This is a genomic window from Flavobacterium sp. 9R, from assembly GCF_902506345.1.
Lineage (GTDB): Bacteria > Bacteroidota > Bacteroidia > Flavobacteriales > Flavobacteriaceae > Flavobacterium.
The window spans coordinates 3,216,839-3,235,341 of record NZ_LR733413.1 but is presented as its reverse complement, the minus strand read 5'-3'; the positions used below and the strand labels follow the sequence as shown (position 1 = coordinate 3,235,341).

At 34.0% G+C, this 18,503-nt stretch carries 20 protein-coding genes; 1 reads left to right on the top strand and 19 read right to left on the bottom strand.

Annotated features, from left to right (window positions below; all coding sequences use genetic code 11):
• From tsaB to FLAVO9AF_RS14190, 7 genes are all read right to left on the bottom strand, one after another.
• Entirely contained in the window at window positions 1-666 is a 666-nt protein-coding gene (gene tsaB / locus FLAVO9AF_RS14220; RefSeq protein WP_159690258.1) for a tRNA (adenosine(37)-N6)-threonylcarbamoyltransferase complex dimerization subunit type 1 TsaB, read from the bottom strand.
• Window positions 667-742: 76 nt separating this feature from the next.
• The gene (locus FLAVO9AF_RS14215) at window positions 743-2,038 is read right to left on the bottom strand and encodes an efflux RND transporter periplasmic adaptor subunit (RefSeq protein WP_159690255.1); all 1,296 of its coding nucleotides are present in this window, start codon (window positions 2,036-2,038) and stop codon (window positions 743-745) included.
• Between the two features lie 6 nt (window positions 2,039-2,044).
• Window positions 2,045-3,412: a TolC family protein gene (locus FLAVO9AF_RS14210; RefSeq protein ID WP_159690252.1), complete on the bottom strand. Its 1,368-nt coding sequence runs from the start codon at window positions 3,410-3,412 to the stop codon at window positions 2,045-2,047.
• An 81-nt stretch (window positions 3,413-3,493) separates the two neighbouring features.
• Window positions 3,494-4,609, bottom strand: a complete 1,116-nt coding sequence (locus FLAVO9AF_RS14205) for an efflux RND transporter periplasmic adaptor subunit (RefSeq protein WP_159690249.1) — start codon at window positions 4,607-4,609, stop codon at window positions 3,494-3,496.
• Window positions 4,610-4,640: 31 nt separating this feature from the next.
• A complete protein-coding gene (locus FLAVO9AF_RS14200; RefSeq protein ID WP_159690246.1) occupies window positions 4,641-5,906 on the bottom strand; it encodes an ABC transporter permease in 1,266 nt (421 codons plus the stop codon).
• Between the two features lie 2 nt (window positions 5,907-5,908).
• Window positions 5,909-7,153, bottom strand: a complete 1,245-nt coding sequence (locus tag FLAVO9AF_RS14195) for an ABC transporter permease (RefSeq protein WP_159690243.1) — start codon at window positions 7,151-7,153, stop codon at window positions 5,909-5,911.
• Window positions 7,146-7,847, bottom strand: a complete 702-nt coding sequence (locus FLAVO9AF_RS14190) for an ABC transporter ATP-binding protein (protein ID WP_159690239.1) — start codon at window positions 7,845-7,847, stop codon at window positions 7,146-7,148. The genes FLAVO9AF_RS14195 and FLAVO9AF_RS14190 overlap by 8 nt, the downstream gene beginning before the upstream one ends.
• 164 nt (window positions 7,848-8,011) lie before the next feature.
• On the opposite strand from FLAVO9AF_RS14190, the gene FLAVO9AF_RS14185 reads away from it, so the two are divergent.
• Window positions 8,012-9,421 (top strand): DUF4403 family protein, encoded by a 1,410-nt coding sequence (locus FLAVO9AF_RS14185; protein WP_159690234.1) that lies wholly within the window; start codon window positions 8,012-8,014, stop codon window positions 9,419-9,421.
• 40 nt (window positions 9,422-9,461) lie between these two features.
• Here FLAVO9AF_RS14185 and FLAVO9AF_RS14180 read toward each other — a convergent pair whose 3' ends face one another.
• The 12 genes from FLAVO9AF_RS14180 to gcvH all read right to left on the bottom strand — a co-directional run bounded on the left by FLAVO9AF_RS14180 (window position 9,462) and on the right by gcvH (window position 18,453).
• Window positions 9,462-9,722 (bottom strand): hypothetical protein, encoded by a 261-nt coding sequence (locus FLAVO9AF_RS14180; protein WP_159690231.1) that lies wholly within the window; start codon window positions 9,720-9,722, stop codon window positions 9,462-9,464.
• On the bottom strand, window positions 9,712-10,254 hold the full coding sequence (locus tag FLAVO9AF_RS14175; RefSeq protein WP_159690228.1) for a DUF420 domain-containing protein: 543 nt from the start codon (window positions 10,252-10,254) through the stop codon (window positions 9,712-9,714). Before FLAVO9AF_RS14175 ends, FLAVO9AF_RS14180 begins: the two co-directional genes overlap by 11 nt.
• Before the next feature lies 1 nt (window position 10,255).
• Window positions 10,256-10,942, bottom strand: a complete 687-nt coding sequence (locus tag FLAVO9AF_RS14170; RefSeq protein ID WP_159690225.1) for an SCO family protein — start codon at window positions 10,940-10,942, stop codon at window positions 10,256-10,258.
• Window position 10,943: 1 nt separating this feature from the next.
• A complete protein-coding gene (locus FLAVO9AF_RS14165) occupies window positions 10,944-11,585 on the bottom strand; it encodes a hypothetical protein (protein ID WP_159690222.1) in 642 nt (213 codons plus the stop codon).
• Window positions 11,586-11,661: 76 nt separating this feature from the next.
• Window positions 11,662-12,012: a cytochrome C oxidase subunit IV family protein gene (locus FLAVO9AF_RS14160; RefSeq protein WP_159690219.1), complete on the bottom strand. Its 351-nt coding sequence runs from the start codon at window positions 12,010-12,012 to the stop codon at window positions 11,662-11,664.
• Window positions 12,013-12,032: 20 nt separating this feature from the next.
• A complete protein-coding gene (locus tag FLAVO9AF_RS14155; protein ID WP_159690216.1) occupies window positions 12,033-13,010 on the bottom strand; it encodes a cytochrome c oxidase subunit 3 in 978 nt (325 codons plus the stop codon).
• A 43-nt stretch (window positions 13,011-13,053) separates the two neighbouring features.
• Window positions 13,054-13,641 (bottom strand): heme-copper oxidase subunit III, encoded by a 588-nt coding sequence (locus FLAVO9AF_RS14150; RefSeq protein WP_159690213.1) that lies wholly within the window; start codon window positions 13,639-13,641, stop codon window positions 13,054-13,056.
• A 2-nt stretch (window positions 13,642-13,643) separates the two neighbouring features.
• Entirely contained in the window at window positions 13,644-14,543 is a 900-nt protein-coding gene (gene cyoE / locus FLAVO9AF_RS14145) for a heme o synthase (protein WP_201296308.1), read from the bottom strand.
• A 104-nt stretch (window positions 14,544-14,647) separates the two neighbouring features.
• On the bottom strand, window positions 14,648-16,753 hold the full coding sequence (locus FLAVO9AF_RS14140; RefSeq protein WP_159690210.1) for a gliding motility protein RemB: 2,106 nt from the start codon (window positions 16,751-16,753) through the stop codon (window positions 14,648-14,650).
• 19 nt (window positions 16,754-16,772) lie between these two features.
• On the bottom strand, window positions 16,773-17,516 hold the full coding sequence (gene deoC, locus FLAVO9AF_RS14135) for a deoxyribose-phosphate aldolase (RefSeq protein ID WP_159690207.1): 744 nt from the start codon (window positions 17,514-17,516) through the stop codon (window positions 16,773-16,775).
• 189 nt (window positions 17,517-17,705) lie between these two features.
• Window positions 17,706-18,014, bottom strand: coding sequence for a VanZ family protein (locus tag FLAVO9AF_RS14130; RefSeq protein ID WP_159690204.1), 309 nt, complete (start codon window positions 18,012-18,014; stop codon window positions 17,706-17,708).
• 58 nt (window positions 18,015-18,072) lie between these two features.
• Window positions 18,073-18,453 carry a glycine cleavage system protein GcvH gene (gcvH, locus tag FLAVO9AF_RS14125; RefSeq protein WP_159690201.1) on the bottom strand — a complete coding sequence of 127 codons (381 nt, stop codon included), beginning with the start codon at window positions 18,451-18,453 and terminating at the stop codon, window positions 18,073-18,075.
• Between the last annotated feature and the right edge of the window lie 50 nt (window positions 18,454-18,503).

The window sequence follows — 18,503 nt, the reverse complement described above, 5'->3', positions numbered from 1 at the left end:
CTACTTTTTGGTAGTAATCATAAAATCTTTCAAGTAAAAAGGTTCAAAATAAGCGACATCTACGGTGTCGCTTATTTGATATTTCTCAAAACTCAAAGCACTCATTTCTTTGGCAGAAGGATATTGAATCCCTTCTAAAAAAACAAAATTGGGAGCCGTAAGTACCGTTTTACATTTTTCGTTGCAATCCCCAATAAAATAGATGGTCTCTTTGCTATCGGCAAACGAATTTTCGGTAATCACTTCGGCTTGAATGGCTCTCTTCTGCTCATAATTGGCATCAAAAATAGCACTGTATACTTCCATTCTTCTGGCATCAATCATTGGAACTATACAACCATCGGTTTGTTTTACTTGTCGCGCTAAAGTTTGCAACGTATCAATCGCAATCAACGGTATATCCAAAGCATAACACAAGCCCTTGGCCGCCGAAACACCAATTCGTAATCCCGTATAGGACCCAGGACCTTGACTCACAGCAATAGCATTAAGGTCTTGAAACGTAATTCCTGCCTCTTTGATAATTTCTTCTATAAAAATATGCAAACGTTCTGCATGAGAATAGCCTTCTTCTGCTATTTCTTTGCATAAAAGTGTACTTCCATCTTTAGCCAAAGACACGGAACAATTCTTAGTAGCTGTTTCAATATTTAATAGATATGCCAAAACGTAAATTGTATAAACTTAAAAAATCACAATCTTCTTTGACGATTGTGATTTTTTAAGTTGTTAGACTATTATTTTATTTCTTTCCTTCTTTTGCATTGTCGGTTTTCAAGGAGACTTTATCCCCTGAATTGAGCTCTTTAGAAACCGTTGTATAAGGCCCAGTAATAACTACATCTCCCTTTTTCAATCCTGATAAAACTTCAATATTAGTATCATCTTGTATACCGGTTTTAATCACTCTAATTTTTGCTTTATTACCAACTTTCACAAAAACACATTCGAATTTTTTATCGCTTTTCGGTTTTGATTTCTCTTCGTTAGGGTCCTCTACTTTAATTTCTTTTACAGCTGCAGTATCAGATTTTACCACAACTGAGCTGATCGGCACAGTCAAAATATTCGATTTAGTATTGGTAATAATATCGACAGTCGCAGTCATTCCTGGTCTAAAAGGAGAATAAGTACTTGGCTTACCTTCTAATAAATCCTGATAAGATTCTTTCAAAATTCTAACTTTAACTTTAAAATTAGTTACTTGATCAGCAGTTAAAGCCGAACTCGCCGAATTTGAAATACTAGTTACTACCCCTTTGAATTGCTTTTTCAAATAGGCGTCTACTTCTACGTTCGCTTCATCACCTACTTTTATCTTAACAATATCATTTTCATTTACATCTACTTCAACCTCCATATTGTTCAAATTGGCAACGCGTAAAATCTCAGTTCCAGCCATTTGTTGTGTACCTAAAACGCGTTCTCCTAACTCTACATTCAGCACAGAAATTGTACCGTCTGCAGGAGCATAAATAGTCGTTCTACCTAAGTTGTCTTTGGCCTCCAATACCGTTGCTGAAGCACTTTGCACATTGTAAAACGCATTTTGTTTGTTGGCTTTGGCCACTTCAAAAGAAGCGATAGCTTTGTCCCAATCTGCTCTAGAAATAATCCCTTTATCGTACAACGATTTGTTTCGATCGTAATTCGCTTTGGCTTCTTTAAATGAGGCTTCTGATTGATTTAAAACCGCTTTACTTCCTGATAAATTAGATACAGTTCTGTTGTATCCAGAAGTATACAAATCAGGATTTATTTTAACCAATAAATCTCCTTTTTTTACAACTTGTCCTTCTTTTACATTCAAAGCAATGATTTCTCCCGACACTTCAGAAGATATTTTTACTTCAATTTCGGGTTGAATTTTTCCAGTAGCAGAAACGGTTTCTACAATGGTAGATGCTGCCACATTGGCAATTTCAATTTCGGTTCCTTTATCTTTATTTCCAATTACTCCCGATTTGGAAAGCCCTATTAAGGTTCCTATTAAGACAACGGCAACGGCTAAAAGTATATAAATAGTTTTCTTAGACATAATGTATTAGTTTTTTAAGATTGGAATTCCAAAATAGAATTCAAGTATTTTAATTTTAAAGATATAGTCGTATTTGGTTCGGATTACTTCAGATTGAGCATTGGTCAACAACGTTTGTGCTTGATTGAAATCGAAAGAATTCATCATCCCCACCGCATAACGTTCTTTCGCGTAATTGAACGCTTCTTGTCTAGACTCCAAGGAAACAATAGCAGACTCGTGTGTTTTTAAAGCCCCTTTAGCATCTGTAAAAGCGGTATACACGTTTCTTTGCAAATCTAATTCTTGTTGTTCTAAAGCAATTTTAGATTTCTCTAAATTAACTTTGTTACGCTCAACATTATTTTTCACAGACCATCCATTAAAAATTGGTATAGACAATTGTGCGCCAAAAGCCTGTCCCTTATTGTCTTTAAACTGATCCCAAAAAGGTAAAGCAGCTTGGGAAACTGGATTTCCATTTTGATCTAGCCCAATTCTATCAGCATAAGCAATCCTTGTATTGTAATTGTAAAATCCTTGCAATGTAGGTTGAAAAGCTCCTTTGGCGATATCCAAGTCTTTTTGAGCTACTTCTAAATTCGTTTTAGCAATTTTTAACTCAGTTCTAGATTCTTTTGCTTTATCATAAATGGCTGTAGCAGGTTGAGCCAATATATTATTCTCATCTTTAATACTTTCATTATCTACTACATCAAAATCATAAAAATCTTTTAACTGTAACAACTGCGCTAAACTCAATTTTGAAATCAACAACGCATTTTCGGCAGTGATCACATTTTGCTTGTTGGTTGCAACGTTTGCTTTAATATCCAAAACATCTCCTCTTGGTATTGATCCAGCTTTGACCAACTCTTCTGAACGTGCCAATTGCTTTTCACTAATCGCCAATTGCTCATTTTGTACCTTTAAATTTTCTTTGTTAAACAAAATTTGTAAAAAAGCATTCGCAACATTTAAAGCAATATCTTCTTGCATTTTAAGCAATTGGTATTTTGAGGCAACAATAGCCAAATTCGCTCTACGTAACGTATTTTGATTTTGCAAGCCTTTATAAATATCAACTCCTAATGTTCCTCCTACAGAAGTAAACTGAGTGGTTTGATTTCGCAGTAAACCGGTTGTAATATCTTGGTTTAAACCAATATTCCATGAGTGTGAAGTATTAGCATTTAGCGAAGGAATAAAATTTCCCACTGCCCCTTTTTTATTAATCTCAGCAGTTTTGATATCTAGCGCGGTGTTTTTGATAGAAATATTATTTTCTATCGCATATTTTACACACTCTTCTAAAGTCCAGGTTTTAGTTTGTGCCGTTCCAACAATGGAAGCGAACAAAAAGAACACTAAACTTAAATAATTATTTTTTTTCATAAATTGGGAATGAAAGTGCAACAAATATACTGCACAAATTTAACATTTTTTCAAAATTAGCAACTAGTTTGTGGGGCTTAATTAAGGCTTAGGCTCTTCGGTTAACAATCCTTGATTCCAAATTTTTATTTTATCAGAAGCTTTAATTCCACCCTTTATCTCAACATAAATTCCATCGCTTACACCCAAAACCAAATCTTTACGAACAAATTTTTGCGGTCCAGTTTGTACTTCAACATAAGGTTTTTGTGTTTTTTTATCAAATTGTACCAAAGCTTCTTTGATTGCCAAAACTTTATCAGCTTTTTCTAAAATAATAGAAGCATTGGCACTTAAACCGGCCCTAATAAACGTATTATCGCGGTTAGTCATTTTAGCTTTGATTTCAAATTGAATCGCACCATTTTCGGTTTTCCCTTTTGGAGCAATGTAATTCAAAACCGCATCGAATTTCTTGTTTTCGATAGCACCAACCGTAATCTCAATAGGCAAATTTTCTTTGATTTTACCCACTTCAGATTCGTCGATTTTTCCAACAAAAATCATTCTTCCTACATCGGCTACACTTGCAATAGTCGTTCCTTCATTGAAATTGTTACTTTCTATAACTTGATTTCCAACTTTCACAGGAACATCAAGCACCATTCCGTTTACAGTAGAACGAATCAAGGTATTCGCATAATTGCCCATTCCAGAAGTAGTTCCTGTTTTTACGATATCGTTGCTTTTTCTAGCCGCTGCATAGTTTTGCTTTGCTTGCTTGTACGCCACTTGAGCCGCATCAAAATCATTGGCAGAAATCACGCCTTTGTCGAACAATGTTTTTTGTCTTTGGAATAATTTTTCTTGATTATCTAAATCAATTTTGGCAGTTTGCACTTGATTTTGAGTGTTATTCAAAGTAGAAACATTCGCTACTACTTTTATTTTAGCAATCAAATCTCCGGCTTTAATTGTTTCTCCAGCCTTAATGTACACTTCCTCAATGATTCCTGAAATATTGGGTTTAATCAAAACCTCTTCATCTGGAACAATATTACCAGTTGCAATGGTTGTTTTTACAATAGTTTTAGTTTCTGTTTTATCGGTTTGAAAAACTACCGGTGGTTCTTGATTCTTGGCATACAAGTAATACAAAGCACCAAAAAACACTAGTGCAATTACAATTAAAATAGTTATGGTTACTCCTTTTTTCATTTTTGGATTGATTAATCGTTTTACTATATTTTTATTCTGTTCTTAAAGCATCTACTGGTTTGACTCTAATCGCGGTTTGTGCTGGAATAAATCCAGCTAATAATCCTGAGCCGACTAATATGATTAAAGCAAAAAACACTACTGCCAAATCCACACTTGGATTAGCAAACATCATGTCATCGCTTGGCATCGAATCTAGAATCATATTCAAGACTCCCAAAACTCCTGTCGCCATGGCTATCCCAAACATTCCTGCAACGATAGTCAAGAAAATAGCTTCGGTTAAAATTTGTGTTCTAATGGCTCCCGGCGTAGCTCCCAAAGCCCGACGAATCCCTATTTCCTTAGTTCGTTCTTTTACCACAATCAACATGATGTTTGAAATACCGATAACTCCTGAGAGCAATACTAAGGTTCCCACAAAATAAGCAATGAATCTTAATATAGAGAATAATCCTTGTACCTTACTAAACTCGGCATACAAATCAAAATTCCCAATAGCACGATCATCGGCAGGGTTTATGGAATGTCGGCCTTTCATAAACTCAATAATTTTGGGTTTTAAATCCGTAATTGAAGCTCCATCATTGGCCGTTAATGCCATCCAACCTACAGTATCCCCAAAATTGAATGCTTGCTGGAAGGTCGTAAAAGGAATGAAGATTTTTTTCTGTTCTTCCTCTCCTCCGCCTCTATTATTTGATTTTGATTTGTACACTCCAACAATCATGAAATTTACTCCATTGATTTTGATATAGGTTCCGATTACTTCTTCAGTTGGACCATACAATTCTTTGATAACCCCTTGCCCTATAACTGCAACCTTACGTTTTAAGGTAATATCTTGTTGGTTCAAAAATCGGCCTTTTGGAATATCCATTGGCTCTTGTTTGATCAACTCTGGATAATCTCCATAAATGGTATAAGCTGCTGTTTTGGTTCCACGCACCACATTATTGGCTCCCTCGAAACCACCTAATTGATTTCGTGGTGACACATATAATAAATCAGGAAAATTCTCTTTAAGCGCAGCAACATCAGCATTTTTAAAATTAAACTTTCGGTTAGCCGGCAAACCTTTATAAGGCTTTGAAGCTGTTTGAGACCACATGAACATAGTATTAGTCGCAATACCATCAAATCCTTTTTTTACTCCATTCTCTAATCCATTACCTGCAGCTAGCAGTATGACCAAAATGAAAATACCCCAAAAAACACCAAAAGCCGTAAGTATCGTCCGAAAAGTATTGGCCGTCAATGCTTCTAAAATCTCATTCCATTTATCTCTATCAAACATAATTATTCGTCTCTAAGTGCTACAATAGGTTTGATTTTGGCTGCATGATAGGCGGGAAAAAAACCTGCCATTGCTCCAGCAAATACTAATAAAATTAAAGTAGTAATAGCTACCCCAAAATCTACTTCAGGATTTAAAAAATAGTCGCTTTTCACATAAGGTCCGACCAGTTCAAGCAATAATAAACTAGATAATAAACCAATAAAACCTGCAATTGTGGTAATAAAAATAGACTCATGCAATATCATCCCAACTATAGAAATAGGTGATGCGCCAAGTGCTTTTCGAATTCCAATTTCTTTGGTACGCTCTTTTACAATGATCAACATAATATTACTAACCCCCACCACTCCTGCAATAATGGTACATATTCCTACCCACCAAAAAAATAGACGGATGTACAAATTCAAATCATAAAATTGTTTGGCATTTTCGATAGAATTATTGATTCCGATTGCACTTTCATCATCTGGAGCAACGGTATTTTTACTTCGCAACATTTGCCCTAATTCTGTTGTAAACTTGGTAGATTGAGCCAATGCTTCTTCATAAGTCGCCATTTTATTCAGCGTAAATTGCATATTACTTATTTTGTCGCCTACGCTAAAAGCTTTTTGAGTTGTGGTGATAGGCAAATAGATTCTTGACTCTTCACGCTCTCCTGATGGATCCGTAAAAACTCCAATAACTTTAAAATTCACATTATTGATTACGATTTCTTCCCCGATAGAATTTTTATCTTTAAACAAATCCAGTTTGACTTTCTGACCAATTGCAGCCACTTTTTCGTTATGTAATAAATCATTTTCGTTGATAAAACGTCCGCTTACAATGGTTGCATTTTCTAAAGCTAAGTAATCAGGATAGATTCCTCTGAATTGATAATTCCCCGTTTCCTTTCCGTAGACAATAACGCCATTCCAATAGGAATAAACCGCCGATCTTCGATCCAGTTTATCATCAAACTTGGTAACGGCCAAGTCGTAATCACTATTTCTGAACTGTACTTCTCTTCCGGGATTTAGTCCCTTATATTCTTTGGTTGTGGTACCCGTCCAAACTTCGATTATTCCTTCTGCATCACGCTCGAATTGTTTGGCAATTCCGTTTTGCAATCCTTTACCTGCACCCAATAAAATAACCAAAATAAAGATACCAGACGCCACAGAGATTCCTGTCAAGAAAGTTCTCAACTTGTTCTTGGCAATCGCCTCGAATATTTCCTGCCAGCGTTCTGTATTAAACATAAGAAGAAGCTCTTACTTGTTCTACTAATTTATCATCTATTATCAATCCGTCTTTCAAGACTACATTTCGCTTGCACATTGCAGCAATATCTGGCTCGTGAGTTACAATCAGAATGGTTTTTCCTTCATCATTAATTCCTTGGATTAGCTCCATAACTTCATAAGATGTTTTGGTATCTAATGCCCCTGTTGGTTCATCTGCTAATAATACTTTTGGATTTGAAGCCAAAGCTCTAGCTATTGCAACCCTTTGCTTTTGTCCCCCAGAAAGTTCGTTAGGTAAATGATGCGAGTGACTATCCAATCCTACTTTTTTCAAATAAGCCATAGCAATTTCGTTGCGTTCTTTTCGTTTCACCCCTTGATAATACAAAGGCATTGCTACATTATCTAAAGCCGTTTTGTAATTAATCAAATTAAAGGACTGAAAAACGAAACCTAGAAACTTGTTACGGTATCTAGAAGCAATGGTTTCATTCAGGTTTTTTATAGGTACATTATCTAAAATATAACTTCCACTATCTGCTTCATCCAATATCCCTAAAATATTAAGCAAGGTTGATTTACCTGAACCAGAAGAACCCATTATAGCTACTAACTCTCCTTCTTTAATATTGAAATTAATTCCTTTAAGCACATGTAAGGAAGAAGAACCCATCTTGTAGGATTTATGCAAGTCTTTAATTTCAATCATACTAAAAAAATTATGGCATTAATGGAATTTATAAACAAAAATAATTGCTAGTAACATACTACTTAAGCAATTCTAAACGATAAGACTCGATTGCTTTGAAAATGTTACAAAAAAACTGGAATAATATTTGTTTTAGTATTTTTACCAAAATAAACCATCATCAAATGTCAAAAATTTTTCTATTTATTACCATTATATTTGCTGTTACATTATTTGTAAGTTGCTCAACATCAAATAAAATAACTGCTCTAAAACCAGAACCAGACGATGCAGTTCCTTTGATTTATGAAAACAGTCCTTCCTTTATCAACCTTCCGGTGACCATAAAACTTAAAGACATTGAAAACAAAACCAATGCGTTACTCAATGGACTGATTTATGAAGACAACACTATTGAAGACGACGATATTGAATTGAAGGTTTGGAAAGAAGCCCCAATAACTATAACCAACGCACACCAAGGAACAACTGAAAAAATAAAAACGGTTTTACCACTTAAAGTATGGGTAAAATATCGCATTGGCACCAAAAAATTAGGAGTAGAACTCTACACGTACAAAGAATTCAATTTAAATGGCGTGGTAACTTTACATAGTGATGTTAACCTAACTAATTGGCGAATGCATACCAAAACCGAATTGAAATCTTTAGACTGGAAAGAAAGTCCAACAATGGTACTATTAGGCAAAAACGTCCCAATTACCTATACAATCAACCCAACAATTAGTTTATTCAAATCTAAAATCGAAAGAAAAATTGATGAATCGATTGAAAAGTCAATGGATTTTAAACCCAACGTATTGGATGCACTTGAAAAAATCTGCACTCCGTTCGAAATAAGCGAAGCCTACTCCAGCTGGTTAAGAATTACTCCTATTGAAGTCTATACAACAGAAGCCAGACTAAAAAACGATTCTTTTGTATTAGAAATGGGAATGAAATGCAATATGGAAACGCTGATTGGCACAAAACCAGCATCAAAATATGACAAAAGCAAAATACTCTTAAAACCAGTAACACAAATTCCACAACAAATTAATACCAATATCGCAGCAGTTTCAACTTATCTAGAAGCTTCAAGAATAATGACAAAAAACTTTAATGGTCAAGTTTTTGGTTCTGGAAGTAAAAAAGTAACGGTAAAACAAGTAACCATTTGGCATAAAAATGACAAAATGGTGATTGCTTTAGACCTATTAGGAAGCGTAAACGGAACGATTTATCTTTCTGGTTTTCCTCAATACAATGAAAAAACAAAAGAAATATACTTTGATAAATTAGATTATGTTTTAGACACAAAAAACCGATTAATGAGAACTGCAAATTGGCTTGCGCAAGGCATTATTTTACGAAAAATAGAAGCCAATTGTAGGTATTCTATTCAGCCCAATTTAGAAGAAGGAAAAAAAAGTATGATGAGTTATCTCACTAATTATTCACCAATGCCAGGTGTTTTTGTAAATGGTAAAATGGAGGACATCCAATTTCAAAAAATTCAATTAACAAATCAAGCCATCATTGCTTTTGTTAACGTGAAAGGGAATGTTAAAGTCACCATAGATGGATTGAAATAATTATAAAAAAGGCTGAATTAATAATTCAGCCTTTTTTATATTATGATTTTTTCTTTTTCATTCGGTAAATATAATACCCAAGTGCAGCAACCAAAAGATATGGAATTACCATTAGGTACACAATTCCGTCATTAACTGCTGCTGCTTTTGTAGCATTGCCTTCACTTGTTAATGCAGCTCTACACATAGCACATTGCGCATATGAAGAAAATTCAAAAAGGAAAAAACAGATTCCCAAAAACAGGAATTGTAATTTACTACTTCTTATCTCACTCTTTTTACTTCTTTCTTTAACTCGCATAATACGGCGCTATCATTAAATAAACGATTACTCCAGTTACTGCAACATATAACCAAATTGGGAAGGTGATTTTGGCAATTTTCTTATGCTTATCAAACCTTTCAGCGAGTGCACGAACATAAGTAATAAGCACCAACGGAATTACAGCTATAGATAAAAGGATATGCGATAAAAGAATAAAGAAATAAACATATCTAAGTACACCTTCTCCACCATAACTAGTAGAATCTGTTGTCATATGATAAGCTATATACATTACCAAAAAAGCCAATGAACAACCTATTGCGGTTTTCATTAAATTTTCGTGTAAAATTCTATTCCCCTTTTTAATGGCTACTACTGCCCAAATTAGCAAAACAGCTGTTATCCCATTGATTGTAGCATAGATTGGAGGTAAAAATCGCAATGGAGCCACTTCTATTCCAAAGTCTTTTAATTTAACTTTAAACAATATAGCAACCGCTACAGGGATTAAAATAGATAATAGTACAATCCATTTATTGTATTTCTGCTCAACTGAATTTTGTTCCATTTTATTCTTTTAAAAGTAATTTAATATCTTCTTGAATGTCTTTAACGCCTTTTTTATCTAATCCATCATAGTACAAAATAGGATTTCCAAACTCATCATTTCTACAACGAATATGTCCTTTTTTATCAATTAGAGCAAATAAACCAGAATGCTCAAAACCACCACTCACTTTGTTATTGGCAGCAGCATATAGATTAAAACCTTTGTTAGCCAAATCAAAAATAGCCGTTTTGTCTCCGGTTAAAAAATTCCAATTTGAAGATTTAACCCCTAACAACTTAGCATGCGCTTTTAAAACTTCAGGTGTATCTGTTTTTGGGTCTATAGTAACTGATACGATACCAAAATTAGGGTTGCCAAAAAAAGTTTTCTCGATTTGCAACATACTCAAATTCATCTTTGGACAAATGGAAGGACAAGTTGTGAAGAAAAATTCCAAAACATAAACTTTCCCTTCGTAAGATTCGTTATTGATTTTTTTATTGTCTTGATTAGTAAATTCAAAAGACGGTGCTTTGCCAATGTCTACCAAACTTTCTGCAGCAATTCCAGCTCCACTATCTTTATCCAATCGATCTGATTTGACAATTGCATCGCCTTGCACACGATCGATAATTTTAGGAATTGCATAAATTCCAAAAATTAAAACAATAAATGAAATGCCTATGTACGATTTATTTTTAAACATATTATAGTTGTTTTGTAGCGTTATTATTCTTTTTCAAAGCCGCTTTGTATTCGTATAAAAGAATTTTGAAATCATCTAACATTTCGTTACTCAACTCAGCTGGATGAAAGGTATTATAACCTTCTTTGTATTCTTCTTTATCTTTTCTTCCTCTCAAATTGCGTTCTTTATCAAAAATAAAAACGTTGGAAGTACCATAATTGGAATCCAATTGACTCTTAAGATGCATTTGCTTGTAAAAGTTCGTAATCTCTTCAGGAGTTGCGAAAACAAAATTCCACTGCTTTACATCGGTAAAAGCCTTCAAAGCATCTAAAACAGCTTGTGCTTCTTTTTCGGTTCCAAGTGGACAAAGCATCACGAATTGCAAATCCTTGAAAGTATGGTAACGTTGATAAATCTTTTGATTCAAATTAAAAAGATTTCCTCTGTTGGCAAGCAAATTTGTCCCTGAAAATGCAAGAACAGTTATCTTTCCATCTAAACGAACGACATCTCCTCTCAACGATTTCCAGTTACCAAAGTCAGCAACTTTAGGTGTAATTGTAGGTAATTTGGTAAAACTATTCACTCCAGAAGCAAAAAATAAATAAGCTACTATTGGAAGAATAAACAAGACAAAAAGAACAATATTTTTTTTCATCAGAAGGGTGGTATTGAGAGTGTAAAAATAAAAAAAGCTCCGATATTTCGGAGCTCTTTTCTGAATTAATATTTAGTTAAAAATTCCATTTAATGATAGAATTTTTAAAAACCCCGAATACATAATCACCTTCAGTTAATAGAATAAAAAGTAAATATAAAATTAAAAATATTAGTGGGGCAACAACAGAACTTTGCAAGGATTTTTTTTCTCCCTCCATGTGCATAAAAGCCCAAACAATATAATATGCTTTAACAATTGTCAATATATAGAATATCCAATTTAGCAAGTTCATTCCAAGAAAATTAGTAAAATGTAATGATTCAGGTTTGATAATACCTAAGATAACCTCAACTGTAGTTACCACTGAAAGCAAACCAAAAACAAACCAAATTCTTTTTGTGTTAGAAACGTGTTCGTGTGACATAATAATAAGTTTCTTTAAAATTAAACAAGATAAAATACGGTAAATACAAATACCCAAACTAAATCTACAAAGTGCCAGTATAAACCAACTTTCTCTACCATTTCGTAGCTTCTACGTTTTTCATAAGTTCCTAACAATACATTAAAGAAGATAATGATATTGATTACAACCCCAGAAAATACGTGAAATCCGTGAAAACCTGTAATAAAGAAAAAGAAGTCAGCAAATAATTTACTTCCGTATTCGTTATGCGTTAAGTTCGCACCTTCAATAACCAATTTTGCATCCGCTAATCGAGCTTCAGACTCTGCTCTTGAAAGCACTAATTTCTTTTTATCTTTAGTGATAGTTTCTGTTCTAACCAATAAATCTGGGTTTGCTTTAAAGCCCGCTTGTACTTCAGCAACAGAATAAGATGGTAAAGCTGGCTCACTCATAAACCATTTCGCTTTGTTACGAGTCAATTGCTCACGTTCTTCTGGCAATGTTTTAGCAAAATCAGCCAATGCAACACGTTTCCCGTCTTTATCAACAAACTGAAGTAAACTACCTCCTGTTGTTTCTACTGCACCATACTCTCCTTTAATAAAGTTTTTCCACTCCCAAGCTTGAGAACCCACGAATATTAAACCTCCAATGATGGTTAAAAACATGTAAAGTGCCACTTTATCTTTCTTCATTTGATGTCCTGCATCAACAGCCAATACCATTGTTACAGAAGAGAAGATCAAAATAAATGTCATTAAGGCTACATAATACATAGGAGCTGACACTCCGTGTAAAAATGGAAAGTGTGTAAACACTTCGTCGGCTAAAGGCCAAGTTTCAATAAATTTAAATCTAGAAAATCCATAAGCTGCAAGGAAACCTGAGAAGGTTAAGGCATCTGATACGATAAAAAACCACATCATTAATTTACCATAACTCGCTCCCATTGGCTCATTTCCGCCACTCCATATCTTTTCGTCGTTGTTTGCAGTAGTAACTGTCGCTCCCATAAAAATTAATTCGTTAAAAAGTTTCCAAATTTACATTTTTTTCTTATTTAAAGAAATATAAAAACAAAAATAAATAAACCCACAATAAATCAAGGAAATGCCAGTACATTACACCAAGTTCAATTCCAAGAGATTGAGTTGCGCTATATTTTTGTTTAAAATGATTATAAATAATAATTAGCAAAGAAATTAATCCTCCAGCCAAGTGCAACAAGTGCATAACCGTTACAATATAAAGGAATGTCGTAGTAATAGAACTAGCTGGTCCTGTAAAATAATACCCTTTAGCAACAATTTGACCAAAACCTATAAATTGCAATACTACAAATGCAACTCCTAACACTAATGTAACCAACAACCATTGGCTTGTAGCCTTCTGATTGTCTTTTTGAATGGCTTTTTTAGCCAAATGAAATGTAATACTACTAGCTAAAATTGCAAACGTACTAATAAAAAAAGCAGGAGGCAATTGAAAATCTTTCAACCAATCTACTCTTGACTTACTTACCACAAAGGCACTCGTTAATCCCGCAAACATCATGGTCATGCTTACCATTGCAAACAACAAGATCAGCTTATAGGATCTCGCAGTTCTAGATTGATGCTCGTCTTTTGTCATTATCATATCCATAACTATCTTAAAAATTTATCTACAATATATATAATCTGCAAAAGTGTAATATAGGATACACTCACCAACATTAATGTTCTTGCTGCTTTTGCGGTTCTGATTTGGTAAACTTTAACAGCATAAAACAACATCCATAGACCGATTAAAAAAACCAAAACAGCAGCTATTGGACTCAAAAACAACTGACCAGTATAACCAAACATTGGTAAAAGCGACGCAATGATTAACCAAATGGTGTATAAAATTATCTGTAATGCCGTACCATTATCTCTTTTTCCTGTGGGCAACATAAAAAAACCGGCTTTTTCATAATCTTCATACAAAAACCACCCTATAGCCCAAAAATGTGGGAACTGCCAAAAAAACTGAATCAAAAACAACGTTCCTGCCTCTATCCCAAATTCTCCCGTAGCAGCAACCCATCCTAACATGAACGGAATTGCACCAGGAAAAGCTCCAACAAAAACAGACAACGAAGTCATTGTTTTTAATGGTGTATAAACACTGGTATATAAAAAAATCGAAATCGCACCAAACATGGCTGATTTTGGATTAATACTATACAACAATACCAATCCTAAAATTGTCAACATTGAAGCCACAACGACAGCTACTCTTGGCTGCATTCTTCCCGAAGCCACTGGACGATTTTTAGTTCGGTCCATTAAAGCATCTAAATCTTTTTCAATTACTTGATTGTATGCATTTGAAGCACCAACCATACAGTACCCACCAATAGCTAACTTTAGTAATACCCCCCAAGTACTTGCCTCGAAATGATCAATCCCCAAAACAAAACCAGCAATGGAAGAAAAAACAACACTAATGGCAAGACCTGCTTTAGTGATGGCTTTAAAATCTAAATAAATGGATTTGAGGGAAACTGTATTTGTCAAAACGATTAAAACTAGTGTTATTTTTATAAAAACTTTTGCAAAAGTAGGTTATCAAAAGGGATTTGACAAAAAACAACTCATAAAAAAAGTTTCTATTAAAAACGGACCGATTAATAATCAAAATAGAAATTAAAGATATCAGATCGAACACCCACTGTTACCCAATTCGTACTCTGATTAAAAGTCGTAGCTGTGTTTTTTGAAGGATCAAAACTTCTATAAATATAACTTGTGAAGAGTTTCAAATTAGTTGCCGGATTTACCAAATAACCTCCCTGAATGTCGGCTATAAATACTTTGGTTTTGTTTCCTTGTCCCACTTTCACCCCTGTATCAAAAGGGCGCTTTTCATCATAGTCTTTGTAAATATTGCCTCCATAGTTAAAACTATCTTCAGTAGTATTAAAATCTAAACCTCGCGTTCCAACTGTTACTTTCGCATCCGCAAAAAGTCTTCCCATGTTATAGCGAGCAATCGCGATTAACTCTCTAAAATTCCCGCCCCATTGATGTCCCAAACTTTGATTGTTGTGCGCGTAATTCGTAATAGGATTGCTATGCGAATACACATAAGGACGCACATGATTATATTCTAATTGCAATAAAAGATTGTTCACTTTGAAAGCATTGTAATACTTGAAACCGAATTGGTATCCGAATTTATTTTTCCAACTATTATCACCTCCTTTTACATCTCCCAATGAAAATTCATCTACTAATAATTGTCCGTAAGCATTAATTGAAGCATCCCATTTGTATTTAAATGTAAGACCCAACAAAGCATTTCCGCTTCTGGAGGAAGACCCAAACTCTACCGCACGGTAAAAAATAATAGGATTCACAAAACTCATATCAAAACCACGGTTATTGTCTTTTGTCCAAACTACCGATTCAAAAAAACCTAAATTCAAACGATTCGAAACATTCCAGCTCAAGTAATGATTTGCCATAAACTTAGTAGCATACGTTCGATCTACGGTCACTTCTGGACGCACATCTTTGAGCCACATATACGTATTGGTGTATTTAATTTTCCAAAAATTAGTATTGATTTTGAAATAAGGATAAGGACTTGCTCCATCACTTTCTAACAAAGAACGATAACCATCACCAATAAAATTTCTTCCGTAACCCAATTGCAAATCAATAAATTTATTTGGCGTAAAAGTAATATTGGCTTCCGCCAAAGGAAAATCATAAGCATCATCTTTGAATCTTTTAGCAATTCCAATTCCAGGAATTATTGCAGGATTTCCTCCCGAAGGCTTAATGGATTCTGCATATTGATTGTAATAATCAGCAAAACGTCCTTGACTTTCAAAAACGGTGGTAGTAAAATTCAATTGTTTGCCTAATCCTCCTCTAAAATTGAGTGCACGAGTATTTACATAAGTATAAGAATTCTCGGTTTGTGATGCTTTACCTAATTGCAAATCAAAAATTGGATTTAAGGTAAACCAATAGTCTTCGCCTTGAATCTCAACAGTGTTTTCATTCCATAATTTTCTCGCCCACCAACCAGAAGCTTTCTTTTTTAACTGCTCATTAACTTCCTTCATATTATAATACTTGGCTACTTCGGCATAAGTATAAGGCTTAGAAGCGGTATGATTATTACTTCCTACTTGATTCATCTTAGCATCAAACTGCGCATAAAGACTGTGCGAAAAAGGCACATTTAAATGACTTTCATACTCTGGATTACGGTATTTTTTATAAACAATACTATCTAATTCCGTTAGTTTTGGATTTTTAACATTGAGAATTTCTGCTTTGGCAAGTGCTTCCGCTTGGAACTGTTCTTTTGATTTCAAAGGAATGGCAATTGCAATCGTATATTTAGAATAAGTTGGTTTACCATTATAAGTAGCAGGACTCACTTTGGGCATACTTTCGATAACTCTTTTTGCTTCTGCAGCATATGAATCTACAACTGCATCAACATACAAAACTTTGAATTTTCCCTCTATGGTAACCTCAAACAGCACTTTTACATTACCTTTAAAAGAATCGTTTTGAGGTACTTTAAAATTAGAATACACAAAATCTTGTACTTGATCGTAAAAACATTTTTCTATTTCATTTGGTTGAAGATTTTGACAAGCTGTAAAAACAGGAAAACGTTCAACTTCACTAAAAGTTGCAACATTTACGTTTTGCCCAACACACCAATTTAACCCAATAAATAAGAAAAGAACAGTAAAAATTTTAGACATGGTTTAGATTTGGGGATAATTAATATTCATTTTGAGTTGTAGCACCATCAATAATTGCTTTAGCTCCAGAGGTGCCAATTCGCTGAACACCCAATTGAATCATTTCTAAAGCATCTGCATAATTTCTAACACCTCCAGCTGCTTTTACTGGCAAAGGAGATGCATTTTCGAGCATAATTTTTATAGTATCAACTGTCGCTCCATTAGGTTCATTATTGGGCGTTACATAAAATCCAGTAGAAGATTTTACAAAAACAGAGGCGTATTGTTCCTCTTTAAAATTTTGTATGACTACATTTTTGATTAAAGCAGAAAGTTGCATTATTTGACCATTATTCAAAGCTGCAACCTCAATAATCCATTTGACTACTTTTTTATGGGCCAATCCCAATTGTGTCCCTTTTAAAATTTCCTCTTTGACTAAAGCAATTTCACCATTTTTAAAAGCCTCATAATTGCAAACAAAATCCAAATCATCCGCTCCGTCTGCAATTGCTTGTTCTACTTCGGCTAGTTTGGTTGCCAAATCAGATTGTCCTTTGGGAAAATCAATAACTGTTCCTATCAATACAGTAGAATGAGCTTCCTGAATCATTTTTTTTGCCAAAGCCACTCGATCTGGGCGAATCATAATTAGTTTAAAATGCTCTCGAATAGCCTCTTCAATAAAGGATTTTGCAACCAATACGTTTTCTGCTTCAGATAAATTAGCTTGTTGATTAGTTTTTAAATAGGTCGAATCTAAGTAGGCTCTAACATCCATTTTTACAAGGAATTGGAATTGATAAATAAGTCGTACAAAAATACATTATTAATTGAATACATAGATGAGAAGTCCTGTTTTTCTCTATTCTTACCAACAAAAACAGGATTTTCAATAAACATACAATAAAAATAAACATTGCAATAATTCCAAAAAAAAATCCCATCGAAATGGGATTTTAAAATTTTATTAGATTTCTATTTTTTCTTTAAATCGATACAAAAGGGCGATGGCAAAAAGAGCTCCAAATACATTCGCTAAAATATCAGTAACATCTGCACTTCTGGAAGTTGTAAAATAGCCCTGTACGAACTCTATTAGCAATCCGAATAAAAAGGAAAGAAAAAAAGATACATACACTACTTTTGAAAAACTACTCAATCTTCCATTTTTAACTAAAGTGATTCCCCAGAAAAAAGTAAAAAATAGATGTAAAAGAATGTGCACTATTTTATCAATTCCCACAATGTTGATGGAAGGAACATCAGACGACTTCATTAGACAAACATAAAGCATCAAAATTGTCCAACCTATTGCAGCAAAAAAATAAAATTGTTTATGCACCAATTAGTTCCTTATAAGAAGCATCTGAAAGCAATTCTTCAATTTCAGCTGGATTAGCAATTTTCACTTTAATCATCCAACCAGCACCATAAGGATCAGAATTTACTGTCTCTGGAGCGCTTTCTAAATCATCATTGAATGCAATGATTTCACCAGAAAGTGGTAAAAATAAATCAGAAACAGTTTTAACTGCTTCAACTGTTCCAAAAACTTCATCCTTATCCAAAGTTTGGTCTAAAGTTTCAACTTCTACGTATACAATATCTCCCAACTCTTTTTGAGCAAAATGAGTAATTCCTACTGTTGCAATATCTCCCTCGATACTAACCCACTCGTGATCTTTTGTGTACTTTAAATTTGATGGTACGCTCATAATATATAAATGTTGTGTTATTAACAATAAAACGCAAAGATAACTATCTT